This is a genomic window from Actinoplanes subtropicus (genome assembly GCF_000721705.1).
Classification (GTDB): Bacteria; Actinomycetota; Actinomycetes; order Mycobacteriales; family Micromonosporaceae; genus Actinoplanes; species Actinoplanes subtropicus.
Window position 1 is genome coordinate 19,939 of the sequence record NZ_JOJL01000029.1, and the last position, 22,417, is coordinate 42,355.

The 22,417-nt window shown below is 71.3% G+C and carries 26 protein-coding genes; 18 read left to right on the forward strand and 8 right to left on the reverse strand.

Features of this window, described 5'->3' with window-relative positions:
* The first annotated feature begins 52 nt into the window (after positions 1-52).
* The gene (locus IH26_RS0136155; protein WP_030440774.1) at positions 53-2,992 is read left to right on the forward strand and encodes a galactose oxidase family protein; all 2,940 of its coding nucleotides are present in this window, start codon (positions 53-55) and stop codon (positions 2,990-2,992) included.
* Between the two features lie 36 nt (positions 2,993-3,028).
* Here IH26_RS0136155 and IH26_RS0136160 read toward each other — a convergent pair whose 3' ends face one another.
* The gene (locus IH26_RS0136160) at positions 3,029-3,754 is read right to left on the reverse strand and encodes an SDR family NAD(P)-dependent oxidoreductase (protein WP_030440775.1); all 726 of its coding nucleotides are present in this window, start codon (positions 3,752-3,754) and stop codon (positions 3,029-3,031) included.
* A gap of 70 nt (positions 3,755-3,824) precedes the next feature.
* Here IH26_RS0136160 and IH26_RS0136165 point away from each other — a divergent pair, with 70 nt between their 5' ends.
* The gene (locus IH26_RS0136165) at positions 3,825-4,700 is read left to right on the forward strand and encodes a LysR family transcriptional regulator (protein ID WP_030440776.1); all 876 of its coding nucleotides are present in this window, start codon (positions 3,825-3,827) and stop codon (positions 4,698-4,700) included.
* Here the strand turns inward: IH26_RS0136165 and IH26_RS0136170 are convergent.
* A complete protein-coding gene (locus IH26_RS0136170) occupies positions 4,697-5,593 on the reverse strand; it encodes a LysR family transcriptional regulator (RefSeq protein ID WP_030440777.1) in 897 nt (298 codons plus the stop codon). The genes IH26_RS0136165 and IH26_RS0136170 overlap by 4 nt on opposite strands.
* A gap of 70 nt (positions 5,594-5,663) precedes the next feature.
* Here IH26_RS0136170 and IH26_RS0136175 point away from each other — a divergent pair, with 70 nt between their 5' ends.
* Positions 5,664-6,542, forward strand: a complete 879-nt coding sequence (locus IH26_RS0136175; protein WP_030440778.1) for an NmrA family NAD(P)-binding protein — start codon at positions 5,664-5,666, stop codon at positions 6,540-6,542.
* On the opposite strand, the gene IH26_RS0136180 is transcribed toward IH26_RS0136175, so the two are convergent.
* Positions 6,523-6,939, reverse strand: a complete 417-nt coding sequence (locus IH26_RS0136180) for a PH domain-containing protein (protein WP_030440779.1) — start codon at positions 6,937-6,939, stop codon at positions 6,523-6,525. The genes IH26_RS0136175 and IH26_RS0136180 overlap by 20 nt on opposite strands.
* A 111-nt stretch (positions 6,940-7,050) precedes the next feature.
* On the opposite strand from IH26_RS0136180, the gene IH26_RS0136185 reads away from it, so the two are divergent.
* Positions 7,051-7,488: a hypothetical protein gene (locus tag IH26_RS0136185; protein ID WP_030440780.1), complete on the forward strand. Its 438-nt coding sequence runs from the start codon at positions 7,051-7,053 to the stop codon at positions 7,486-7,488.
* Between the two features lie 3 nt (positions 7,489-7,491).
* Here the strand turns inward: IH26_RS0136185 and IH26_RS0136190 are convergent, their stop codons facing one another.
* Both IH26_RS0136190 and IH26_RS0136195 read right to left on the reverse strand, forming a co-directional pair.
* Positions 7,492-8,361: a transketolase family protein gene (locus IH26_RS0136190; RefSeq protein WP_030440781.1), complete on the reverse strand. Its 870-nt coding sequence runs from the start codon at positions 8,359-8,361 to the stop codon at positions 7,492-7,494.
* A gap of 6 nt (positions 8,362-8,367) precedes the next feature.
* Positions 8,368-9,039, reverse strand: coding sequence for a thiamine pyrophosphate-dependent enzyme (locus IH26_RS0136195; protein ID WP_034216703.1), 672 nt, complete (start codon positions 9,037-9,039; stop codon positions 8,368-8,370).
* Between the two features lie 44 nt (positions 9,040-9,083).
* On the opposite strand from IH26_RS0136195, the gene soxR reads away from it, so the two are divergent.
* The gene (soxR, locus tag IH26_RS0136200) at positions 9,084-9,527 is read left to right on the forward strand and encodes a redox-sensitive transcriptional activator SoxR (RefSeq protein ID WP_030440783.1); all 444 of its coding nucleotides are present in this window, start codon (positions 9,084-9,086) and stop codon (positions 9,525-9,527) included.
* A 6-nt stretch (positions 9,528-9,533) separates the two neighbouring features.
* On the opposite strand, the gene IH26_RS0136205 is transcribed toward soxR, so the two are convergent.
* On the reverse strand, positions 9,534-9,731 hold the full coding sequence (locus IH26_RS0136205; RefSeq protein ID WP_245665820.1) for a hypothetical protein: 198 nt from the start codon (positions 9,729-9,731) through the stop codon (positions 9,534-9,536).
* A 108-nt stretch (positions 9,732-9,839) separates the two neighbouring features.
* Between IH26_RS0136205 and IH26_RS0136210 the strand changes: the two genes are divergently transcribed.
* From IH26_RS0136210 to IH26_RS0136245, 8 genes are all read left to right on the forward strand, one after another.
* A complete protein-coding gene (locus tag IH26_RS0136210) occupies positions 9,840-10,364 on the forward strand; it encodes a flavin reductase family protein (protein ID WP_030440785.1) in 525 nt (174 codons plus the stop codon).
* A gap of 121 nt (positions 10,365-10,485) precedes the next feature.
* On the forward strand, positions 10,486-10,824 hold the full coding sequence (locus IH26_RS0136215) for a DUF485 domain-containing protein (RefSeq protein WP_030440786.1): 339 nt from the start codon (positions 10,486-10,488) through the stop codon (positions 10,822-10,824).
* A complete protein-coding gene (locus tag IH26_RS0136220; RefSeq protein WP_030440787.1) occupies positions 10,824-12,494 on the forward strand; it encodes a solute symporter family protein in 1,671 nt (556 codons plus the stop codon). The genes IH26_RS0136215 and IH26_RS0136220 overlap by 1 nt, the downstream gene beginning before the upstream one ends.
* Positions 12,495-12,563: 69 nt before the next feature.
* Positions 12,564-13,634 carry an LCP family protein gene (locus IH26_RS0136225; protein WP_030440788.1) on the forward strand — a complete coding sequence of 357 codons (1,071 nt, stop codon included), beginning with the start codon at positions 12,564-12,566 and terminating at the stop codon, positions 13,632-13,634.
* 10 nt (positions 13,635-13,644) lie between these two features.
* Entirely contained in the window at positions 13,645-13,980 is a 336-nt protein-coding gene (locus tag IH26_RS0136230; RefSeq protein WP_030440789.1) for a rhodanese-like domain-containing protein, read from the forward strand.
* Positions 13,981-13,984: 4 nt separating this feature from the next.
* Positions 13,985-14,761 carry a glycerophosphodiester phosphodiesterase gene (locus tag IH26_RS0136235; protein ID WP_030440790.1) on the forward strand — a complete coding sequence of 259 codons (777 nt, stop codon included), beginning with the start codon at positions 13,985-13,987 and terminating at the stop codon, positions 14,759-14,761.
* Between the two features lie 84 nt (positions 14,762-14,845).
* On the forward strand, positions 14,846-15,919 hold the full coding sequence (locus IH26_RS0136240) for a sensor histidine kinase (protein ID WP_030440791.1): 1,074 nt from the start codon (positions 14,846-14,848) through the stop codon (positions 15,917-15,919).
* A 38-nt stretch (positions 15,920-15,957) separates the two neighbouring features.
* A complete protein-coding gene (locus IH26_RS0136245; protein WP_030440792.1) occupies positions 15,958-16,836 on the forward strand; it encodes a DUF5926 family protein in 879 nt (292 codons plus the stop codon).
* A gap of 3 nt (positions 16,837-16,839) precedes the next feature.
* Here IH26_RS0136245 and IH26_RS0136250 read toward each other — a convergent pair whose 3' ends face one another.
* Entirely contained in the window at positions 16,840-18,039 is a 1,200-nt protein-coding gene (locus IH26_RS0136250) for an arginine deiminase (protein ID WP_030440793.1), read from the reverse strand.
* Between the two features lie 333 nt (positions 18,040-18,372).
* Here IH26_RS0136250 and IH26_RS0136255 point away from each other — a divergent pair, with 333 nt between their 5' ends.
* The 5 genes from IH26_RS0136255 to pheA all read left to right on the forward strand — a co-directional run bounded on the left by IH26_RS0136255 (position 18,373) and on the right by pheA (position 21,634).
* Positions 18,373-19,050: a hypothetical protein gene (locus tag IH26_RS0136255; RefSeq protein WP_157437570.1), complete on the forward strand. Its 678-nt coding sequence runs from the start codon at positions 18,373-18,375 to the stop codon at positions 19,048-19,050.
* A gap of 81 nt (positions 19,051-19,131) precedes the next feature.
* Positions 19,132-19,590, forward strand: coding sequence for a PAS domain-containing protein (locus IH26_RS0136260; protein ID WP_030440795.1), 459 nt, complete (start codon positions 19,132-19,134; stop codon positions 19,588-19,590).
* Positions 19,591-19,663: 73 nt separating this feature from the next.
* Positions 19,664-20,053, forward strand: coding sequence for an ACT domain-containing protein (locus tag IH26_RS0136265; protein WP_030440796.1), 390 nt, complete (start codon positions 19,664-19,666; stop codon positions 20,051-20,053).
* 25 nt (positions 20,054-20,078) lie between these two features.
* Positions 20,079-20,669 (forward strand): hypothetical protein, encoded by a 591-nt coding sequence (locus IH26_RS0136270; RefSeq protein ID WP_157437560.1) that lies wholly within the window; start codon positions 20,079-20,081, stop codon positions 20,667-20,669.
* Positions 20,670-20,686: 17 nt separating this feature from the next.
* Positions 20,687-21,634, forward strand: a complete 948-nt coding sequence (gene pheA, locus IH26_RS0136275) for a prephenate dehydratase (RefSeq protein WP_030440798.1) — start codon at positions 20,687-20,689, stop codon at positions 21,632-21,634.
* A gap of 5 nt (positions 21,635-21,639) precedes the next feature.
* Here the strand turns inward: pheA and IH26_RS0136280 are convergent, their stop codons facing one another.
* Positions 21,640-22,380, reverse strand: a complete 741-nt coding sequence (locus tag IH26_RS0136280) for an AIM24 family protein (protein WP_030440799.1) — start codon at positions 22,378-22,380, stop codon at positions 21,640-21,642.
* Positions 22,381-22,417 lie beyond the last annotated feature (37 nt).

The following is a 22,417-nucleotide window of genomic DNA, read 5'->3' on the forward strand; positions in this document are numbered from 1 at the left end:
GACGTTGAGTGTTTGAGCTCAGCTCATTTTCCGCTCACGGGGGAACCCAAGCATGCACATGCGTGGCCACCACTGGACCCGGGCCGCGGCCACCGCTGTTCTCTGCGTGCTCACCGGCACCGCCGTGATCCTGCACCACCAGGCCGGCAACGACAGCGCGACGGCCGCCGAGCCGGTCACCGCCGATCCGCACGCCGGGCACATCATGCCCGAGGCGGTGCCGGTCGCCGTGACGACCGCCGCGCCCCTGCCGCGCACCGGCTGGACAGCCACCGCCGACAGCGCGGACGCCGCCGCCTCCCGGGTGCTCGACGGTGACGCGCAGACCTCGTGGAAGAGCGGCAGCGGCGCCCTGCCGCACTCGATCACGATCGACACGCACAACCGGATCGCGCTGAGCGGCCTCACCTACATGCCCTCCGACGGCGCGAACGGCCGCATCGGCCGGTACCAGGTGCAGATCAGCGACAACGGCACGACCTGGGGCGCGAACGTCGCCACCGGCACGTTCGCCGACGACGACACGGTCAAGACCATCACGATCGGCACCACGGTGACCCGGTACGTGCGGCTGACCGTGCTCAGCGAGGCCGGCGACCGGGTCACCTGGACCTCGGCCGCGGAGATCAACCTGCTCGGCGGGACGGACCCGGCGCTGCCGCGGACCGGCTGGACGGTCGCGGCCGACAGCCAGGAGACCGCGAAGCAGTCCGGCGCGGCGATCAACGCCATCGACGGCAACACCGCGACGATGTGGCATTCGGCGTGGAGCTCGACCCCGCCGACGCCGCTGCCGCACACCTTCACCATCGACATGCACAAGAACAACCTGGTGTCCGGCCTGAGCTACCTGCCGCGCCAGGATGCGTCCAACAACGGCGACATCGGCAGCTACACGGTCCAGACCAGCGTCGACGGCGTGTCCTGGGCGCCGCAGTCGGTCAGCGGCAAGTTCGCCGACAAGAAGCTCGCGCAGACGATCACGTTCCCGTCGCAGATCGCGCGCTACGTCCGCCTCACCGCGATCTCCGAGGCCGGCGGCCGCGGGCCGTGGAGCAGCGCCGCCGAGATCAACGTGCTGGGCCGGGACAACCCGACGCTGGCCCGGACCGGCTGGACGGTCACCGCCGACTCGCAGGAGACGAAGTCGGAGACCGCTCCGGCCACCCGCGCGATCGACGGCAGCAACGCCACGTACTGGCACAGCCAGTACTCGCCGGCGCCGGCCAAGCCGCTGCCGCACTGGATCACCGTCAACATGGGCAAGGTCCAGGCGGTCGGCGGCCTCTCCTATCTGCCCCGTCCGGCCGCGAGCAACCACGGGCGGATCGGCTCGTACAAGATCGAGACGTCGACGGACAACAAGACCTGGACGACCCGGATCAGCGCCGGGAAGTTCGGCGACAGCCCGGCCGGCCAGACGGTGGTGTTCCCGCCCGTCGACGCGAAATACGTGCGGCTGACCGCCACCACCGAGGCCGGCAACCGTGGCCCGTGGACCTCGATCGCCGAGCTCAACCTGCTCGGCGCGAGCGGCTCGGTCACCCCCAACCGCGGCACCTGGGGCGCGCCGGTCGGCTTCCCGCTGGTCCCGGTCGCCGCGGCGCTGCTGCCCAACGGCAAGGTGCTGACCTGGGCGGCCTACCTGCCGAACGCCTACAACGGCAGCGACGGCCTCAGCACGATCACCGCCACGTACGACCCGAAGACCGGCGTGGTGACCCAGCGGACGGTCACCGAGACCGGGCACGACATGTTCTGCCCCGGCATCTCGGTGCTGGCGGACGGCCGGGTGATCGTCACCGGCGGCAACAACAACCAGAAGACCAGCATCTACGACCCGGCCACGGACGCCTGGACCGACGGCGGCAACCTGACCACCGGCCGGGGCTACCAGGCCAGCGTCACCCTCGGCAGCGGCAAGGTGTTCACCATCGGCGGCTCGTGGAGCGGCCCGGTGGGCGGCACCGGCACCAACCCGCACAAGGCCGGCGAGGTCTGGACGCCCGGCGTCGGCTGGCACGCGCTGCCCGGCGCCGACGTCGTGCCGATGCTGACCAACGACAGCAACGCGCTCGGCGACTACCGCAAGGACAACCACGCGTGGCTGTTCGCCTGGAAGGGCGACAAGATCCTGCAGGCCGGTCCGAGCAAGGCGATGAACTGGTACTCGGTGGACGGCGACGGTTCGGTCTCGCCGGCCGGCACCCGTAGCGACGCGGACGAGATGAACGGCAGCGCCGTCATGTACGACACCGGCAAGATCCTCACGCTGGGCGGCTCGCCGAACTACAACAATTCGGACGCCACCGCCGACGCGCACGTGGTCACCATCAACGACGACGGCACGGTGACCAGCCGGGCGGTCGGGTCGATGGCGAACACCCGCGCGTTCCAGAACAGCGTGGCGCTACCGGACGGCAAGGTGCTGGTGATCGGCGGCGAGAACTACGCGGTGCCGTTCTCGGACAACACCGCGGTGCTCAACGCCGAGCTGTGGGACCCGACCTCCGGTCAGTTCAGCACGATGGACACGATGGCAGTGCCGCGCACCTACCACAGCGTCGCGCTGCTGCTGCCGGACGGCCGGGTGTTCAGCGGCGGCGGCGGCCTCTGCGGCAGTTGCGCCACGAACCACCCCGACTCGCAGATCTTCACCCCGCCGTACCTGCTCAACGCGGACGGCTCGGCCGCCCAGCGCCCGGCCATCACCGACGCGCCGGAGACCCTGCAGAACGGCGACAGCTTCAACGTGACGACCGACAGCGCGGTCACGTCGTTCGCCATCGTCCGGATGGGGTCGGCGACCCACTCGGTCGACACTGACCAGCGCCGGCTCTCGCTGCCGCTGTCGGTCGGCGCGGACGGCACGTACAAGCTGACCATCCCGTCGGACCCGGGCGTCGCGGTGCCGGGTTACTGGATGCTCTTCGCGCTCAACGCGAAGGGCGTGCCCAGCGTCGCGCACGTCATCCACGTCACGCACCACTAAAACCTCTGCTTGCGTACGCCGGGACCGTCCCCGCCCTCACCAGGGGACGGTCCCGGCGTCCTCGAGGAAGGACCCGGTCGGGCTCTCCGGCACCGTCGCCAGCCGAACGGCGATCGCCGCGCCCTGCTCGGCCGTCCGTTCGAGCGACAGCCCCAGCCCGGCCGCGAAGTCGGTGGCGCAGGCGCCCGGCGCGATGGCGTTGACCGAGATGCCGTCGGCGGCCAGGCCCTTCGCGTACATCACGGTGAGCATGTTGAGCGCGGCCTTCGACGACGGGTAGGCGACTGCGATCCGCGACGTGGCGTACTTGTGCGCCGGATCGGACTGCCAGGCCAGCGAGCCGGTGCCGCTGGAGACATTGACGATCCGGGCCGCGCCGGCCGTCCGCAGCAAGGGCAGAAAGGTCTCGGTGACCCGGAACACCCCGAAGAGGTTGGTCTCGTAGACCGCGCGCACCACCGCCAGGTCCACCTCGCCGACCTGCTGGCCGTCCAGGCCGCCGGAGACACCGGCGTTGTTGACCAGCACGTCCAGTTTCCCGTACCACTCCTCGATCCGGGCGGCCGCGTCCCGTACCGAGACGTCGTCGGTCACGTCCAGCGGCACCGAGCGGCCGCCGATCCGCCGGGCCGCCTCCTCGCCCGCGAGCGGGTCGCGCGCCCCGATCACCACCGTCATGCCGTGCTCGGCCAGCCCGTGCGCGATCGCCGCGCCGATTCCCCGATTGCCCCCGGTGACCAGGGCGATTTTCGTCGTCTGCATGACTCCATCGGACCAGCGGCGACCGGCCGGCGTCCAAGATAGATCGGGTGTGCGGCGATACCTTTGCGGTATGACGGACGACGTCGAGACCCGTGAGCTGCGGTATTTCGTGGCGGTCGCGGAGGAACTGCACTTCGGCCGGGCCGCCGACCGGCTCGGCATCGCGCAGCCGCCGTTGTCCCGGGCGATCCGGCGGCTCGAGCATCGCCTGCACGTCGAGCTTTTCGACCGTACGGGCAAAGGCACCCGCCTCACCGCGGCCGGCGAGGTGCTCCTCGGCGAGGCCCGGCCGGCGCTGGAGGCGGTCGCCGCGGCGGTCCGCCGCACCCGGCGGGCCGGCCAGCCGCAGCGGTCGCTGGTGCTGGCGATGAAGCCCGGCGGCGACGGCGGCCTGCTGCGCCGGATCCTGGCCCGATACGAGGCGGATCCGGACGCGCTGCCGGTCGAGTTCGCCTTCTCGATCCGCGAGCGGGCGGCGATGCTGCGCGGCGGGCAGGCCGACGTGGGCCTGCTGCACCACCCGCAGAACGACCTGCGTGGCCTGGCCAGCGAGCCGCTCGGGGTGGAGGGCCGGATGGTCGCGCTCGCCGAGGACCACCCGCTCGCCGCCAAGGACAGCATCGGCCTGGCCGACCTGGCCGGCGAGACGATGCCGCAGTGGCCGGAGGCGGCCGACCTCGGCCCGGGCCCGGTGATCCGGGACGCCGGCGAGGTCATGCAACTGGTCGCGCTGGGCCGGATGGTCGCGCTGGTCAGCGACTCGGCGGCCGGGCGACCGTACGCCGGGGTGGTCTACCGCCCGGTGCCGGACGCCGAGCCGGCCACGCTGGTGGTGGCCTGGCCGGAGGGCAGCCGCTCCCGGCCCGTCGCGGCGTTCGTGCGAGCGGCCCGGGCAGCGGCCGCCGAAGGCGACCCCTCGACCGGCCGGGCGCCGGCCGAAGGTTAGGCGTCGATCGTTTCGGTGGCCGGCGCCGGGTAGCGCGCCGCGGCCACCGCGGTCGCCACCCGCACGAACGCGGCCACCGCCGGCGAACGGGTCGCCTGCGGCCAGGCCAGCATCAGCGTCGACGGCGCCAACTCGGCGACCGGCCGGTAGGCGATGTCCGGCCGCGGCTGGCGGCTCGCCAGCGAGGCCGGCACGTAGAAGACGATGCTGCCCAGCGCGATCAGCGTGAAGATCTGCGCGATGTCCATGCCGCTCGGCTTCCACCCCGGCGGCGGCGGGACGAGGCCGCCCCGCTCGGCCGCCGTCCCGTCGGGCAGGCGCCGCCCGCGCAGGTCGGCGAGGCGCAACGAGGTGTACGCGGCCAGTGGGTCGTTGGCCGCGAGCGCGACCACCCGCGGCTCGGTGAGCATCGTCTCGACGTCCAGCCCCTGCGTCTCGAACGGCAGCGGCAGCATCGCGATGTCCGCCCGCCCGTCGTGCAACGGCGGGATCTGCTCGCCGCGCCCGCCCAGCCGCACCTCGACCGGCAGCGCCGCCGCCTCCGACTGATAGGCCGACAGGATCTCGGGCAGCAGGCCGGCGTCGTAGTCGGCCTTGAGCGCGAGCCGCAGCGCCGGCGTGACCCGGCCGGCCTGCTGCGCGCGGCGGCCGGCCGCGCTGATCGCGTCGAGGGCGGTCCGGGCGTCCCGCAGCAGCACCTCCCCGGCCGGGGTCAGGCTCACCTGCCGGGTGGTCCGCTCGAAGAGTCGCACGCCGAGCTGGCGTTCCAGGTCGCGGATCGCCCGGGAGAGCGGCGGCTGGGCCATCGCGAGCCGCTCGGCGGCCCGGCCGAAGTGCAGCTCCTCGGCCACCGCGACGAAGTAGCGAAGCTGGCGCACCTCCAGGTCACTCATATCGCCACGGTATCAATGCCGATCGGATCGGTCCTTCAGGTTCGGGCCGGCCCGGCCTGAAATGGATTGCATGATCGTTGTTACCGCACCCACCGGCAATATCGGCCGCCAGCTGCTGGAACGCCTGCTCGACGCGGAGGTCCCGCTGCGCGTCGTCGCTCGCGACCCGGCCAAGCTCACCGATCGGACCCGCGAGCACGCCGAGGTCGTGGCCGGCTCGCACGGCGACCCGGCGGTGGCCGACCGGGCGTTCGCCGGCGCCGACGCCGTCTTCTGGCTGACTCCGGCCGACCCGCGTGCGGCGAGCGCGCTGGCCGCCTACGTCGACTTCACCCGCCCGGCCGCCGAGGCCTTCCGGAGGTACCGCGTCGAGCGGGTCGTCGGCATCACCGCGCTGGGCCGGGGCACCCCGGTAGCCGGCGAGGCCGGGCTGGTGACGGCCTCGCTGGCGATGGACGACCTGATCGCGAGCACCGGCGTCGCGTACCGGGCGCTGGCCCTGCCGTCCTTCATGGACAACCTGCTGCGCCAGGTCCACGGGATCGGGCAGGGCGTGCTGAGCTGGCCGATCGCCGGGGATCTGAAGGCGCCGCTCTGTGCCACCCGGGACATCGCCGCGGTCGCCGCCCGCTGGCTGCTGGACGACTCGTGGACCGGGGTCGAGGAGGTCCCGGTGCTCGGACCGGAGGATCTGTCCTTCGAGGACCTGGCCGCGATCCTGACCGAGGTGCTCGGCCGGCCGGTGCGCTACGAGCGGCAGCCGGGCGACGAGTTCAAGGCCGGGCTGGTCGGCCGCGGGATGTCCGAGCCGATGGCGCAGGCCATGCTCGACATGATGAACGCGAAGGACCGAGGGCTGGACAACGCCGCGCAGCGGACCCCGGCGACGAGCTCGCCGACCGGGTTCCGCGAGTGGTGCGCCGACGTGCTCAGGCCGGCGCTGCGTTAGGGCGCAGGTCGGCGAGGGTGGCGACGACGTCCTCCGGGAGCGCGCCGAGGTCGTTCGCGCTGAACAGGTAGATCGCGTCGCCGGCGTCCAGCTCCAGCGTCTCCGAGCGCAGGCCGCGGTGGGTGCGGCGGTCCACGCGTACGCGCTCGACGGCCGACCAGGGCAGATGCCGGCGGCGCGCGAAACCCGCGACCACCGTGACGCCGGACGCGTCCGCCGCCAGACGGACCGGCGCGAACAGGTCGCGCAGCCCCCAGACGGCCAGCGCGACGGCCACGATCAGGCCGATCGCCCAGCGGATCGGGTCGGGCCCGGCGAAGGCGGCCGCCAGCACCACGATCGCGACCGCGCCCATCAGCTTGGTGACCGGCAGAACCGGCCTGACGCGCCACTGCATGCACCCACTATGGCAGCGGAATGGCGACGTAACGATTGTCGCTCGGCTGTAATTCGACATTCATCCGGTGTTGCCCGATGCCCCTCCGCCGGGGCGCGCGTTGAATGCCACATGGACGTGTTCTCCCGTACGTTCTTGCCCGCCGCCGCCGAAGCCGGTGTGGCCATCCCGACCGTGAGCCGCCACATGCCGGTCTTCCGCCGCTGCGTAGAGCCGGACGACACCACCGTGCTGGTCAGCCGCTGCTACCGGCCCGACACCCCGCTGGCCGGCGAATACCTGCTGCTGCTCACCTACCGCCGGCTGGTGGTCACCCAGGAGACCAAGGTCTTCCACCGGCTGCGGCTGCATCTCAACGCCAACCTGCGGCACCTCAACAACGTGACCTGGACGCCGGACCACGGCCGCTCGGCCGTCGAACTGGCGGCCACGGCGGTGGACGGGGTACGTGAGCGTTTCCGGCTACGGCTCGGCGAGCCCGAGGCGGTCTGGCACTTCGACTCGCTCCTGGAGCACGTGTTCCGTGCACCCCGAGCCGCGGTCGCCTAAAAGTCACCATAGGAACTCCTTGATCGGCGCGCGGAGGCCCGCCGCGTCGAGGCCGTGCGCCCGCGCGTGGTCCTGCCAGCTGCCGTAACGGCGGACCTCGTCGCGGCCGACGCCCAGGTGCAGCACCCGGTGCGGGCGGCCGCCGAGCGCCTCGGCGACCTGCCGGGCCGAGGTGCCGGACAGGTACGGCTCGACCATGACGACCTCGCCCTCGGCCAGCGCCCGCAGCCCCTCGGCGTCGAGCGGGCGCGGCGTGTTCGTGTACGCCACGGTCACCTCCAGGTCCCGGGTCGCCTCGAGCACCGGGTCGAGCATCGGGCCGACCGCGACCACCAGCGGGCCGCCGCGCCTGATCACCCGGAGGCGCCCGCTGTCCGGGTACGCCCGCGAGTTCTCCTGCAGCGCTAGCCGGATGTAGACCCGGTCGTCGTGCCGGGCCGCGTCCCGCAGCAGGGCCGCCACCTCGTCGCGGTGGCCCGGCACGTGCACGGTCCAGCCCCCGAGCGTGTCGAGCAGCTCGACGTCGCCCGGCGACTGGTGCGTGTAGCCCTCGGCCGAGCCGTCGTACGAGGCGCCGATGCTGACCAGCACGGCGCCGGCGTCCTGATGCCCGAGGTCCAGCTTGATCTGCTCGTACGCGCGGTCGATCACGAACGGGGCGTACGAGTGCACGTACGGCCGCAGCCCGGTCAGCGCGAGCCCGCCGGCCACGCCGGTCATCAGTTGCTCGCGGATGCCGACGTTGAGCACCCGGTCGGGGTGCCGGCGCCGGGCCGGCTCGAACGCGTCGGCCGAGATGTCGGCGAGCACGAGCGCGGTCCGCGGATCCTCGTCCAGCAGCGCCGTGGTGGTTTCGACGAACGTCTCCCGCATCATGGTTCAGCCTCGCTTCGGTTCCACAGTGGCCACGACCAGGTTGGGCCGGTCATGGTGGCGCCGGGTCAGGGCGTGCTCGATCATGTCGTGATCCCGGCCGTCGATCACCGAGGTGATCCAGCCGGGGAAGCGGGCCGAGATCCCGCCGGGCCAGCCGTGCGTGGCCGACTGGTTGTCGATCACGATGGCGGTGAGCGGGAGCCGGGTGGCCGCCGCGTACGCAATCGCTTCGTGGTTTGATCCTTCGTCCAGTTCGGCATCGCCGAGCAGCACGAAGACGCGCGGCTCGAGCAGCCCCTGCGCGCGCAGGCCGAGCGCCACGCCGACGCCGAGGCCCAGACCATGGCCGAGCGAGCCGGTGCCGATCTCGACGCCGGGCACCCGCAGGCGGTCCGGGTGGTTGCCGAGCGGGCTGTCCCAGCCGCCCATGTCGTCGAGCCAGTCGGCCGGGAAGAAGCCCTTCGCGGCGAGCACGGCGTAGTAGGCGGCCGGGCCGTGGCCCTTGGAGAGCAGGAACCGGTCGCGGTCCGGCTCGTCCGGTCTTCGCGGGTCGATCCGCAGCACGCGGTCGTAGAGCACCCAGAGCACGTCGAGCGTCGAGTACGAGCTGGGTGCGTGCTTCTCGTCCCCGGTGATCCGCCGGATCTCCTCGCTGGGGAGTGCTGTGACTGTCATACCGATAGGCTGCAACTTGAAGTGAACTTCAACTCAAGGGCAGTGTGATGGAGACCCTCGCGATCGGTGACCTGGCGGCCCGCAGCGGGGTGGCGCCGTCGGCCCTGCGCTACTACGAGCGCGAGGGTCTGATCCGCTCCACCCGCACGGGCGGCAACCAGCGGCGATACCACCGCTCCGAGCTGCGCCGGGTGGCCTTCATCAAGATTGCCCAGCAGGTCGGGGTGTCGCTCGACGAGATCCGCGAGGCGCTGGCCGAACTGCCCGAGGAGCGCACCCCGACGAAGGCGGACTGGGCACGGCTCTCCGCCCACTGGCGCGGCAAGCTGGAGGAACGCATCCTGCTCATGCAGCGGCTGCGCGACCAGCTCACCGGCTGCATCGGCTGCGGCTGCCTCTCCCTGCAACGCTGCAACCTGATCAACCCGGCCGACCGCCTCGCCGCCCGCGGCACGGGCCCCCAGATGATCGTCAACCCGCCCGAGTGACGTGGTTCAGGGCTTTTTTCGCAGGCCGTCGCGGCGGACGAAGATGACGCGGCGTTCAATCGCGTCGCCGTTCGGGCCGAGCACGTAACCGTCGATCCATAACCAACCGTCGTAGGTTCGCCGGGGGTCGACGCGGATGACCCGGAACGTCAGCGCGCGGTCGCCCTGGAACTGGACGCTGGCCGCGGCGCCGACGTAGAGCACGTCGCCCGGCTGCGGCCACGGCTCGTCCCTATCCACGCCGCCGGGTACGTACGCGACTACGGAGCGGATTACCTCGCACCGAACAACCACCCCGAGGAGCGCGCCAGAATGATCCCCGTGACACCTGACGAGCCCGGCGGCCGGATCCACTCGGACGACCCCTTCGCCACGCCCGACGAGCAGCGGTCCCCGGTCCGGCGGCTACGCGGCCGACTGGCGGCCCCCGTCACGCTCTGGACCACCCCCGGCCCGCGGGGACTCACCGTGTCCTCGATGCTCGTCGCCGACGGCGATCCCGGCCGGGTGCTCGGCCTGATCGACGAGGAGAGCGAGCTCTGGGCGACGCTCGAGGAGACCGGCCGCTTCGCGGTGACGCCACTCGGCCCGGACGACCGGCAACTCGCCGACCGGTTCGCCGGCTTGATGCCGGCCCCGGGCGGATTGTTCGCGACCGGCGAGTGGTCCACCACGGAGCACGGCCCGGTGCCGGCGCACCTCGGCGCCTGGGCGGGCTGCCGCCTGGCGAGCGCCCGCGAGTGCGGCTGGGCGCTGCTGGTCGAAGGGGTGATCGAAACGGTCTCCCTCGGTGCCGCGACGGAACCCCTGATCCACTACCGCGGCCGCTACCGCTGACCTACTCGGCGCAGTCAGACCACCACTCGGCGCAGAGGCCGACCGGCGGCGGTCACCGGGGCGGAGGGCTTCGTACGTTGCCCGAAAGTCCGCCCGTCCCCACCGAAGGTGGTGAATCCCGGTGACGACACAAGTACCGTCCGAGTCCTCCACCGAGAGATACCAGAACGTCCAGAAGTCCGAGGATTTCCAGCGGCTGCGCCACAAGCTGCGCAGCTTCGTCTTCCCCACCACCGTGGCGTTCTTCGCCTGGTACCTGCTGTACGTGCTGCTGTCCGCGTACGCCCGCGGTTTCATGAGCGCCAAGATCGTCGGCAACATCAACGTGGCGCTGATCTTCGGGCTGCTGCAGTTCGCGTCGACGTTCCTGATCGCCTGGTACTACTCCCGCTACTCGAGCCGTGAGCTCGACCCGATCGCCGACAGCATCCGCAACAAGATGGAAGAGGGTGCTGAGTGATGGAATCGCACCTGCTGGCGGAGGCCTCCGCGTCCACCACCCGTGGACTGACCATCACGCTGTTCCTGATCTTCGTGGCGATCACCCTGGGCATCACCATCTGGGCGAGCCGGCAGACCAAGACGGCCACCGACTTCTACGCCGGCGGCCGGCAGTTCTCCGGTTTCCAGAACGGCATGGCGATCAGCGGTGACTACATGTCGGCCGCGTCCTTCCTGGGCATCGCCGGCCTGATCGCGCTGTACGGCTACGACGGCTTCCTGTACTCGATCGGCTTCCTGGTCGCCTGGCTGGTGGCGTTGCTGCTGGTCGCCGAGTTCCTGCGCAACTCGGGCCGGTACACGATGGCCGACGTGCTGGCGTTCCGGATGCGCCAGCGGCCGGTCCGCTCGGCAGCGAGCATCTCCACGATCGTGGTCTCGATCTTCTACCTGATCGCGCAGATGGTCGGCGCCGGCGCGCTGGTCTCGCTGCTGCTCGGGATCAAGCCGGGCACCACGTTCCTGGGCATGGACGCGGACACCGCCAAGGTCGCCACGATCATCCTGGTCGGCGCGCTGATGATCGTCTACGTGACGGTCGGCGGCATGAAGGGCACCACGTACGTGCAGATCGTCAAGGCCTTCATGCTGATGATCGGCGCGCTAGTGATGACCGTGCTGGTGCTCGCGCACTACAAGTTCAACCTGTCCACCCTGCTCGGCGACGCCGCGGCGCAGTCCGGCAAGGGCTCGGCCTTCCTCGAGCCGGGCCTGCGGTACGGCGTGGAGAAGGCGACCGCCACGGAGACCTTCTACAGCAAGATGGACCTGGTCTCGCTCGGCATCGCGCTGGTGCTCGGCACGGCCGGCCTGCCGCACATCCTGACCCGCTTCTACACGGTCCCGAACAGCAAGACGGCCCGCAAGAGCGTGGTCTGGGCGATCGGCATCATCGGCGTCTTCTACCTGTTCACCCTGGCCCTCGGCTTCGGCGCGGCGGCCCTGGTGGGCGGTAAGGCGATCACCGCGCAGGACAAGGCGGGCAACACCGCCGCCCCGCAGCTGGCCCAGGCGCTGGGCATCAAGTACTTCGGCGGGGACACCGGCGGCGCGATCCTGCTGGCGATCATCGCGGCGGTCGCGTTCGCCACGATCCTCGCCGTGGTGGCCGGCCTGACCCTGGCTTCGTCGTCCAGCGTGGCGCACGACTTCTACGCCAACGTGATCAAGCGGGGCACCGCCAGCGAGCGGGACGAGGTGCGGGTCGCCCGGATCTCGGCCCTGGTCATCGGCGCCGTGGCGATCTTCCTGTCCATCCTGGCGCAGAAGCAGAACGTGGCGTTCCTGGTGGCGCTCGCGTTCGCGGTGGCGGCGTCGGGCAACCTGCCGGCGATCCTGTACAGCCTGTTCTGGCGGCGGTTCAACACCGCCGGGGCGTTGTGGGCCATCTACGGCGGCCTGATCTCCGCGGTGGTGCTGGTCTTCTTCTCCCCGGTCGTGTCCGGCTCGGCGACGGCCATGTTCCCGGACAGCGACTGGCACTGGTTCCCGCTCAACAACCCCGGCATCATCTCGATCCCGCTCGGCTTCCTCTGCGGCTGGATCGGCACGGTGCTCTCGAAGGAGGACGACTCGGCGAAGTACGCCGAACTGGAGGTGCGCTCGCTCACCGGTTACGGAGCGCACTGACTCCCCCCTTAGTGCCGAAGGAGTGTCGATCACCAGGCACGACGGCGGACCCTCCGTAACCTGGGTTCCATGTCTACGACCGTCGGACGAGCCTCGGTTCAGCCGCCCTCCTTTGACCAACCGCCGGCGAGGCGGCCCCGGTTGAAACCACGCTGGGGCCGCATCGCCCTGCTCGGGGGCCTGGCCGTGCTGATCATCGCGGTGATCGCCGGCATTTCGCTGTACGGCTACGCGAGCAACCTCGACAGCAACCTCAAGCGCGTCGACGCCTTCTCCAAGCTCACCGGCGACCGCCCGGCCAAGCAGGTGCAGGGCGCGCTGAACATCCTGCTGGTGGGCAGCGACTCGCGCGACCCGGACACCAAGGACGACCAGGCCAACGCCTGGCGGGCGGACACGCTGATCCTCATGCACGTCCCGGCCGACCACAAGACGGCGCAGCTGATCTCGATCCCGCGGGACCTGTGGGTGGTCATCCCGAAGAGCAACACCGCGGCATGCGGCGACGGCAGCCGCGCCAAGATCAACGCGTCGTTCGCGTTCGGCGGGCTGCCCCGGGCCGTACACACGGTGGAGTGCCTCACCGACGTGAAGATCGATCATGTCATGGCGATCGACTTCGGCGGCTTCAAGGAGGTCACCGACGCGCTCGGCGGCGTCGACCTGTACGTGGACCAGACCATCACGTCGATCCACAAGCCGCACCGGGTGTTCACCAAGGGCATGATGCACATGAACGGCGAGCAGGCCCTGGACTGGGTGCGCCAGCGCAAGCAGTTCGCCCGCGGCGACTTCGCCCGCATGCAGCACCAGCAGCAGTTCCTCAAGGCGGTGCTGGACAAGGCGGCGAGCAGCGGCACGCTGACCGACCCGGGCAAGCTCGACGCCTTCCTCAAGTCGGCGACCGCGGCGGTCCGGGTCGACCAGGACTTCTCGCTCAGCGACATGGCGGTCCAGTTCCGCGACCTGCGCGGCGGCAACCTCACCTTCATCACCAGCCCGAACAAGGGCAGCGAGACGATCGCCGGCCAGTCCGTGGTGGTCGCCGACAAGGAGAAGGCGCTCGCGCTCTACCAGGCCGTGGCCAACGACAAGATGAGTGACTGGATGGCCGCGAACCTCAAGAAACCGACCTCGTAAGCTGGGAGCCGTGTTCGGACCCCAAGTTCCCGGCGTGACTCCCGGCGATGTCGCGGAGGGCACCTATCTGCTGGATGTGCGAGAGCCCGACGAGTGGGCGGCCGGCCACGCGCCGGGCGCCCACCACCTGCCGATGATGGAGATCCCGGCGCGGATGGCCGAGGTGCCGACCGACGCGGAGGTCGTCGTGGTCTGCCGCTCCGGCGGCCGCTCCGGCCAGGTGGTGTCGTACCTGATGGGCAACGGCTGGGACAACGTGCGCAACCTCGACGGCGGCATGCAGCGCTGGGCCGCCTCGGGCCGCGAGGTCGTCAGCGAGAACGGGCAACCGGCTCAGGTGCTGTGACGGAGTGAGCGACTATCGCCCGCTGGTCTTCGCGCACCGCGGCGGCGCGGACGCCCTGCCCGAGCACACGCTCGGGGCCTACCTGCGCGCCCTCGAGGAGGGCGCCGACGGTCTCGAGTGTGACGTTCGGCTCACCCGGGACGGCCACCTCGTCTGCGTGCACGACCGCAACCTCAACCGCACCAGCAACGGCCGCGGCCTGGTCAGTAGCAAGACGCTGGCGGAGCTGGACGAGCTGAACTTCGGCTCCTGGCACCCCGGCTACCCGGCCGAGGAGGAGCTGCCCGATCTCAGCCGGCTGCTCACCCTCGACCGGCTGCTGGAGGCGCTGCGCGACCACGGCCGCCCGGTCCGCCTGCTGATCGAGACCAAGCACCCGTCCCGCTACGGCGCCGAGGTCGAGCGCAAGCTGGTCGAGACGCTGCGGCGGCACCGCCTGCCGGACGACAACGTGCAGGTCACGGTGATGTCGTTCGCGGCGCTCGCGCTGCGCCGGATCCGCGCGCAGGCCACCGCCGTGCCGACCGTCTACCTGCTGGAGATCCTGCCGCCCGGGGTGGGCCGCGGCCGGTTGCCGTTCGGCGCCCGGATCGCCGGGCCGGGGGTCGGGCTGGTGCGCGCGCGGCCCGGCCTGGTGCCGAGCATCAAGCAGGCCGGGCATCAGGTGTACGTGTGGACCGTCAACGAGCCGGACGATCTCGAGATGGTGCTCGACCACCAGGTGGACGGCGTGATCACCGACCGGCCGAAGTTCGTGTTGGATCGACTGGCCGACATGTGACGTCTCACACGTCACGGTGAAAGATTTCAAGATCAGCGTGCAACCGTCTGCCCAAAACGGCGGAAGCGAGGCAGACTCGCAGTCATGCCGGAGCGACCCGATTACGCCGCGCTGACCCGGGGTCAGCTCGCCGTCCTGGATCGGCTCAACGCCGGCGAGACGGGGCTGCCGGTCGTGGAGCAGATCGTCCGCCTCGCCCAGGAGGTGCTGGGCACGTCCGCCGCCAGTTTTGTGGAGTATGGCCCGAATGGCGAAAAACGGGTCGTCGCGGCGTCGGGCGACTGGGTTCCGGCGATCGGGCGGCGCGTCGACGACTTCTTTCCCGGCGGATTCTGCGCGTTGAGCCGCGCCGGGGAGACGGTGATCGGCTCACTGCACGTCTCCGCTGATTCGGATAAATCGGTCTTGGAGGTTCTTGCCGGAATTATCGGGCAGCTCTACTTCATCGAGCCCCGCGATCCCGACCAGATCCGCCGCCAGGAAAATCGCGACCTCTGGCTGGCCGTGACCAGCCACGAGCTGCGCACCCCGGTCACCGTGATCAAGGGGTACGCGGACACCCTCACCAACCACTGGGAGACGCTCGGCGAGCACGGCCGGCGGGAGGCCGTCCGGGTGGTCGGCGCCCGGGCCGGCGAGCTCGCCCGGCTGGTCGACCGGCTGCTGACCGCGACCAGCGAGGACGGCGAGATCGGCGTGGCCGAGCCCGGGCCGTTCGACCTGCCCGAGACCCTCCGCGGCGCGGTCGAGGAGCTGCCCGAAGACCTGCGCCGCCGGATTGTGCGCGGCAACCTGCCGGCCGAGCTGCCCAAGGCGTACGGCGAACGCGAGTCGATCGCCACGATCCTCACCGAGCTGGCCACCAACGCGGAGAAGAACTCCCCGGCCGACTCGCCGATCGAGCTGTGCGCCGCCGCCGACGGCGAGACGCTGCGCTTCCGGGTCTCCGACCGGGGCATCGGCATCCGTCCCGAGCACGTCGAGCGGGCCTTCGAGCGATACTGGCAGGCCGACGTGGACGACCGGCGCCGGCACCCGGGGGCCGGCCTGGGGCTCTACCTGGTGCGCCGGCTGGTCGAGCGGCAGCAGGGCTGGGTGTCGCTGCGCCCCCGCGAGGGCGGCGGCACAACGGCCGAGGTTCGACTGCCGCGCGCCTGAGTGTTCCTTCCCAGGCGTACCGCCTAGGCTGTCTCGCCGTGAGCAAGCGTCGCAGCCAACGCCAAACCGCACCGAAGCGCGAAAAGGTGCGTGACATCTTCGTCGCCCGGCCGTTCGAGGGACTGACCGACGAGCCGGAGTGGATCGCCCTGCGGGAGCTGGTCCCGGCCGCCTCGGCGCCACTGACCCTCCGGCCCGAGATCATCGAGGAGTACGGCGACCGCCCGGTCACGCTGTCGACCGTGCTGCCGATGGCGTGGCCGGCGATGACCCGCTCGGACGGCCGGGTCTTCATCGGCCTCCAGCGGCACGTGCAGTCCGGCGACGTGTCCCGCGACCTGGCGGTGGCGATCCTCAGCGCGCTGCGCACCGAGCCCGGCGACACCGTGTCGGTGCCGGCCCTGCCCGGCGAGGGCCCGCGCCTGCAGGACATCCTGGTCGACGGCCCGCTCGAGGTGACCATGCAGGACGGCTTCGAGTACTGGCTGGACGCCGAGCAGGCCGACGACCCGAACGTGAAGGCCTCGCTCGAACGGGCGAACGCGTCGATCTACCCGACCGTCCGGATGTCGGCGGCCCGGGCCGCGTACTGGTGCCGCGTCGCGCCGGACAAGGGCCACGTGCGCTGGGTCCTGGCCGAGCCGGAGGACCAGGCGCTGGACGCGCTGTCCCGGCTGAGCGCCGCCGGCGAGCTGCTGCTCGGCGAGAACACGAAGTTCGCCGGCATGTTCCGGGCGCACGGCCTGCTGGTCCCGGTCTGGGACATCCCGGGTGAGCCGGAGTCGCCCGACTGGGAGGCCCCGCTGGCCGACTTCGCGAAGCGCTACGCCGACACGCTGGCCGAGACCGGCCCGCTGGACGCCGCCGCGCGCCGCGCCAAGCAGGGCCTGATCGGCCGCCAGCTCACCCTGCGCTGAGCCTTATCCGGCAAGTGGGGCCCGCTCGATCGGGCAGCTCATGCATCGGGGTCCGCCCCGTCCGCTGCCCAGCTCGGAGCCGCTGATCCGGACCACCTCGATCCCGGCGCGCTCCAGCTGGGCGTTGGTTTCGACATTGCGTTCGTACGCGACGCAGAGCCGCGGGGCGATGGCCAGCGTGTTGTTGCCGTCGTCCCACTGCTCGCGCTCGGCCGTCACCGGGTCGAGCCCGGTCTCGATGGTCCGCAGCCGCTCGATGCCCATGGCCGCGGCGGCGGCCTCGAGGAACGGGCGGGGCGGTCCGGCGTGCGGCTCGCCGTCCGCGTCGGCGGTGACCGTGTACGCCCGGAGCGAGTCGGCCGCGTTCGGATACATGACCACCGCGTCCACGTCGACCATGGTGCACACGGTGTCGAGGTGCATGGTCGCCCGTTCCTGCGCGATCGGCACCACCAGGATCGTCCGGGCCAGCCCCTCCCCGAAGACCCGCCGGGCCAGCCGCTCGGCGCCGGCCGGGGTGGTCCGCTCGCCGACCCCGATGGCCAGCACCTCGGGCGCGAGCACCAGCACGTCCCCGCCCTCGACGTGCTCCAGCCCCGGGTCGTAGAGCAGCTCGACCCCGGCGAAGCGCGGGTGGTAGCGGTAGATCGCCCGGGTCAGCGTGGTCTCCCGGTTGCGGGCCGGCATGGCGAGGCTGGTCACCGCGACCCGGTCCCGGATCCAGACCGAGGAGTCCCGGGTGAACAGCAGGTTGGGCAGCGGGTCGATGACGAAGTCGTTGGGCTGCATCAACTCGTACACCAGGCCGCGGGAGCCCGGTTTGAGCTCGCCGTGCGCGAGGCCGGCCATCAGCACCTCGGCGAGCCGGCGCGGGTCCTGGTCGGCCAGGTAGCGGCCGACGCTGTCGCGCAGGGCGTCACCGAGCCGCCGGTCGTCGAGCACGGCCTCGGTGAGCTCGGCCCGCGCCGCCGGGACGGCCAGCGTCTCGGCGAGCAGGTCACCGAGGTACAGCACCTCGACCCCGCGCTCGCGCAGCGCCGCGGCGAACCGGTCGTGCTCCTCCTGCGCCCGGCCCACCCAGGGAATGCCGTCGAAGAGAAGGGAGTCGTTGTTGCGCGGGGTCAGCCGGGCGAGCTCCGAACCCGGGCGGTGCAGCAGAACTGTCCGCAGCGGGCTCACTTCGCTGTCGACGTAGTGAACCATGATGGCACTCCTCGCAGTCGACCGATGACGTTCTGACTAGATCATGAGACATCGGTGCGCGCGAGCCGTAGGTGAGGCTAACTTTGTCGGTGAAGCTGCCGAATCGGGGAGACAAAGGCTCACCATGCACCATCCGCAAGAAGAAGTCGTGCATGAATGTGGCATTCATCCCCACTCACTCGCCTCTCTTTCACCACAGTGTCTTGCTTCCGTGTGGGGTCGAGCACGTACGGTAGTGACTAGAGAGCCCGAAGAGACCTTTTGCCGGAGGTCGAAGTGACTGTCTTCCCGCGCCCTGCCGCTCTACCCGTACCTGTCAAGGCGCCTCCCACTATCGAGCGCCGCCCCACGGCGTCGACCGATCTCGACGCCACCCGCCCCTCGCCCGTTGACTGGGCCCGCCGCCGCCGCGCCGAGCGCGACGCCCGCCGTCTCGAGGCCGCTGGCGCCCGCGCGCTGACCCGGCTCGACCGGCTCGGCCCCAACTGGCACATCGTCGACTGGCCCCGCACCGACGCCCAGGGCTACTACGAGCCCGACCTCGCCGATGACCGGGCCGGATTCCTCGCCATCGGCCCCGGCGGTGTGTACGCCGTGACCGTGGCCGACCACGGCCGCGCCCGCGTGCTGATCGCCGGCGATGTCGTGCAGATCAATGGCAAGCGCCCGCAGTACGTGGCCGAGGCCCGTCGCGAGGCGCGCCGCGCCAGCAAGGCGCTCTCCGCCGCGGTCGGCCTGAGCGTGCCGGTCACCCCCGTGCTGACGTTCGTCGGCTCCGGCGTGATCAGCGTGCACGGCCTGCCGAAGGAGGTCCTGGTCGCGACCGACAAGGAGCTCGACCGGCTGCTGATCGCGGGCGGCGCCCGCATCTCGCCGGCCACCGCGAGCAAGCTCTCAGCGGTCGCCAACCACCCCGGGACCTGGGCGAACGCGCCCTATCGCCCGGCCGGCGACTACCGCTGGCACGCCGACGGACAAACGCCCGCTGACAAGCGGACAGCACGCCGGTAACGTTCCTTCCGGTGTACTCGACGGGTCGCCGCCATCCCCCGCGGCGGCGACGTCGTCGGGCGGAGGAGCGAGGAGGACCGGGTGGCCCACGTCGAGCTTTCCCTCTCGACACCGTTCGTGCCCCAGGCACGGACACCGGCCGAGTCGGAGTTCGTCCCCAGCGTCGAGCGGTGGACGGCCACGGTGGCAGCTGCCGCCGAGCCGTGCCTGGTGATCGACGCCTCCACCACGATCCTGGCCGTGTCGGTCTCGTGCTGCGAGCTGTTCGGCCTGGGTAAACCGGCGGAGTCGATCGGGCAGCCGCTCGGGTCGGCGCTCCATCTGGTCGACTTCACGGCCGACGGCCGCGAGCTGGACGAGAGCGACGCCGAGAAGATCCCGCCGCTGCTGGCGATCCGCAGCGAGCGGCTGGCCCGCGGCCTGCTGCGGGTGGTCCCGAGCCCGGGGCAGCCGCCGGTGACGGTCGACGCGATCACCACCCCGCTGCTGAGCGGCGACCGGGTGGCCGGCTCATTGACGTTCTTCGCGCCGATTCGCTAGTTCTCGCTGGTGTGGCGTTTGCCGCACCCGTTTGGGTTGGGCAAGGGTCGGCCCGGAACCGTAGTCTGCCCTCATGCTCGATCTAGATCTGCTACCGGAGGAGTACGCGGTGTGCCGGCTGCCGGCCGGTTCGCCGATTCCCGCCTCGCTGGCCGCGGGTCCGGATGAGAAGAGTGTCATCTCGCTGAGCTGGGCCCCCGACGAGCTCTCGATCATCTGCCCGGCCGACCGGGTGCCGGACGGGGCGGTGGTCGACACGGCCTGGCGATGTCTGCGGGTGGCCAGCCAGGTCGAGCTGGCGCTGAGCGGGGTGATCGCCTCGCTGATCGGGCCGCTCGCCGACGCCCGGGTCAATATCGTGACATTTTCGACGTACTCGACGGACTACCTGCTGGTGCCGTCGGTACGCCTCTCCGAGGCGGTCGACACCCTGCACGCCGCGGGCCACCGCATCGCCTCCTGACCCCGACGCGCCTACCATGTGCGGCGTGTCCCCCCACACACGTTTCATCCCCCTGGGCGCCCTTGCCCTCGGCGTCCTGGCGCTGGTGGGCGCCTGTGGCGAGCCGCCGCAGCCGCTGCCCACCTCGCCGCCGTACGCGACTTCGAGCGACGCGCCCATCTCGCTGGGGCCCTCCCAGATTCCCGGCCTGCCGGTCGCCACCGCGCCCACCCTCGCGGCGACCCCGACCTTCGCCGGCGGTACGTACCCCACGTATGCCGCGCCGACCGCCACCACGACGCCGCCGACCACGATCTCGCCGACGCCGACCCCGTCGCACGCCCCGCGCTGCACCGGCGCCCCGACCGGCGCCCAGATCCTCACGCTGATCAAGGGCAAGCCCGGCATCCCGAATACCACGCTGCAGGTCGCCTCGGGGCCGTACTGCTCGGGCGACTGGTCCTTCACCACGGTGCAGAAGGCGGGCGCGGACGCGGACCAACTGGAGCCGCTGATGGTGGTGGCGACGGGCAAGAACACCACGCTCAAGCTGATCGCGGCCGGCTCCGAGGTGTGCGTCGATCAGGTGCAGACCACCGCGCCGCCCGGGATCCGAGTGCTGGCCTGCGGCTTCTGACCGCCTAGACTCACGACATGCCGGGAACGCCGCCGACGCGCTTCGTCTACCTCGGTCCAGAGGGCACCTTCACCGAGGCCGCCCTTCGTACCCTGCCCGCCGCCGAGCACGGGGTCCGCACCCCGGCCCGCAGCGTGCCCGAGGCGCTGGAGGCGGTGCGCGCCGGCGAGGCCGATGCCGCCCTGGTCCCGGTGGAAAACTCGGTGGGCGGCGCCGTCCCGGTCACCCTCGACGAGCTGGTCACCGGCAGCCCGCTGGTGATCACCCGCGAGGTGGTCATCCCGGTCGAGTTCGTGCTGGCCGCCCGCGAGCTGACCCCGCTCGCCCGCATCCGTACGGTGGCGGCCCACCCGCAGGCCTCCGCCCAGTGCCGCAACTGGCTGCTGGCCCACTTGCCCGACGCGGTGGTGGTGGACATGCTCTCCAACGCGGCGTCGGCGATCAGCGCCGCCGCCGGGGAGTGCGATGCGGCCCTGTGCGCGCCGATCGGCGTACCGCGGAACAGGTTGACCGTGCTGGCCGAGAAGGTGGCCGACCACGCCGACGCGGTGACCCGCTTCGCCCTGCTCACCCGTCCCGGGCCGGTCGGCGAGCCGACCGGCGACGACGTGACCTCGCTGGCCGTGTCGATCCGGCACGACCAGGTGGGCGCCCTGCTCGCGGTGCTCACCGAGCTCTCGGTCCGCGGGATCAACCTGTCCCGCATCGAGTCGCGCCCGACCGGCGAGCAGCTCGGGACGTATTTCTTCTTCCTCGACTGCACCGGGCACGTGGCCGAGACCCGGATGGGCGAGGCGCTGCAGGGCCTGCGCCGGATCTGCGCCGAGGTGCGCTTCCTGGGCAGCTACCCGCGGCACCGGCTGGTCCGCGAGGAGCCGCAGCCCTCCGTGCCAGGCCTCTCCGACGCGGATTTCGCCGACTCGGCTGCGTGGTTGACCCGCCTCCGAGCCGGCGAGATCGCCTAGCCTTCTCAGTTCCCCAGGAGGTTGCCGAGCAGGCCGCCCTGGCCGCTCTGCTGGCCGCCGCCCGTGCCGGCCAGGAAGCCGCCCGGCGGCTCCTCGGACGGCTGCACGACCACGAAGCCCTGCCCCGCGAAGCTCATCGTGAAGCGCTCGCCGGTGGTGCGGCCCAGCAGCGTGCCGAGGCCGAGCTGCTCGGCGCGGTGGTAGCCGGTCTGCAGGCCGGCCGACCAGCAGATCGCGGCCTGCGGGTCGACGTAGGTGGGCTGGTCGACGTTCAGCACGACCGGGCTGCCCTTGGTGGTGACCGCGATCCGGCCCTGCCCGCTGAAGACGCAGTTGAACAGGCCCGCGTTCGACATCATCCCGGCGCCGCCGACCATCTTGATGTCGTACGACAGGCTGGAGTCGAAGGCCAGCACGTTCCCGCCGTTGATCGACAGGGCGTCGCCCGGATCGAGGTCGATGAGGTGGATGTCGGCCGCCCGGTCGGCGAGGAAGACGTCGCCCTGGCCGCGGACCCGCATCAGCGGCACGCCCTCGCCGGTGAGCTTCTGCTTGATGAACTTGCCGATGCCGCCGGAGCCCAGCGCCTCGAACTGCACCTGACCCTGGTAGGCGACCATCGAGCCGACCCGGGCCATGAACTCACCCCTCAGCTCCGCCTTGAGCAGCTTGGAGTTCTGCAACCGCAGGCCGGGCTGGGCCGACTCCTTCTCGAGGTGGTCGGCCGAAAAGAGATCGCTGCGCATGAAGAGGTCCTCCCGAGTTGTTATTTAGACCAGAGTA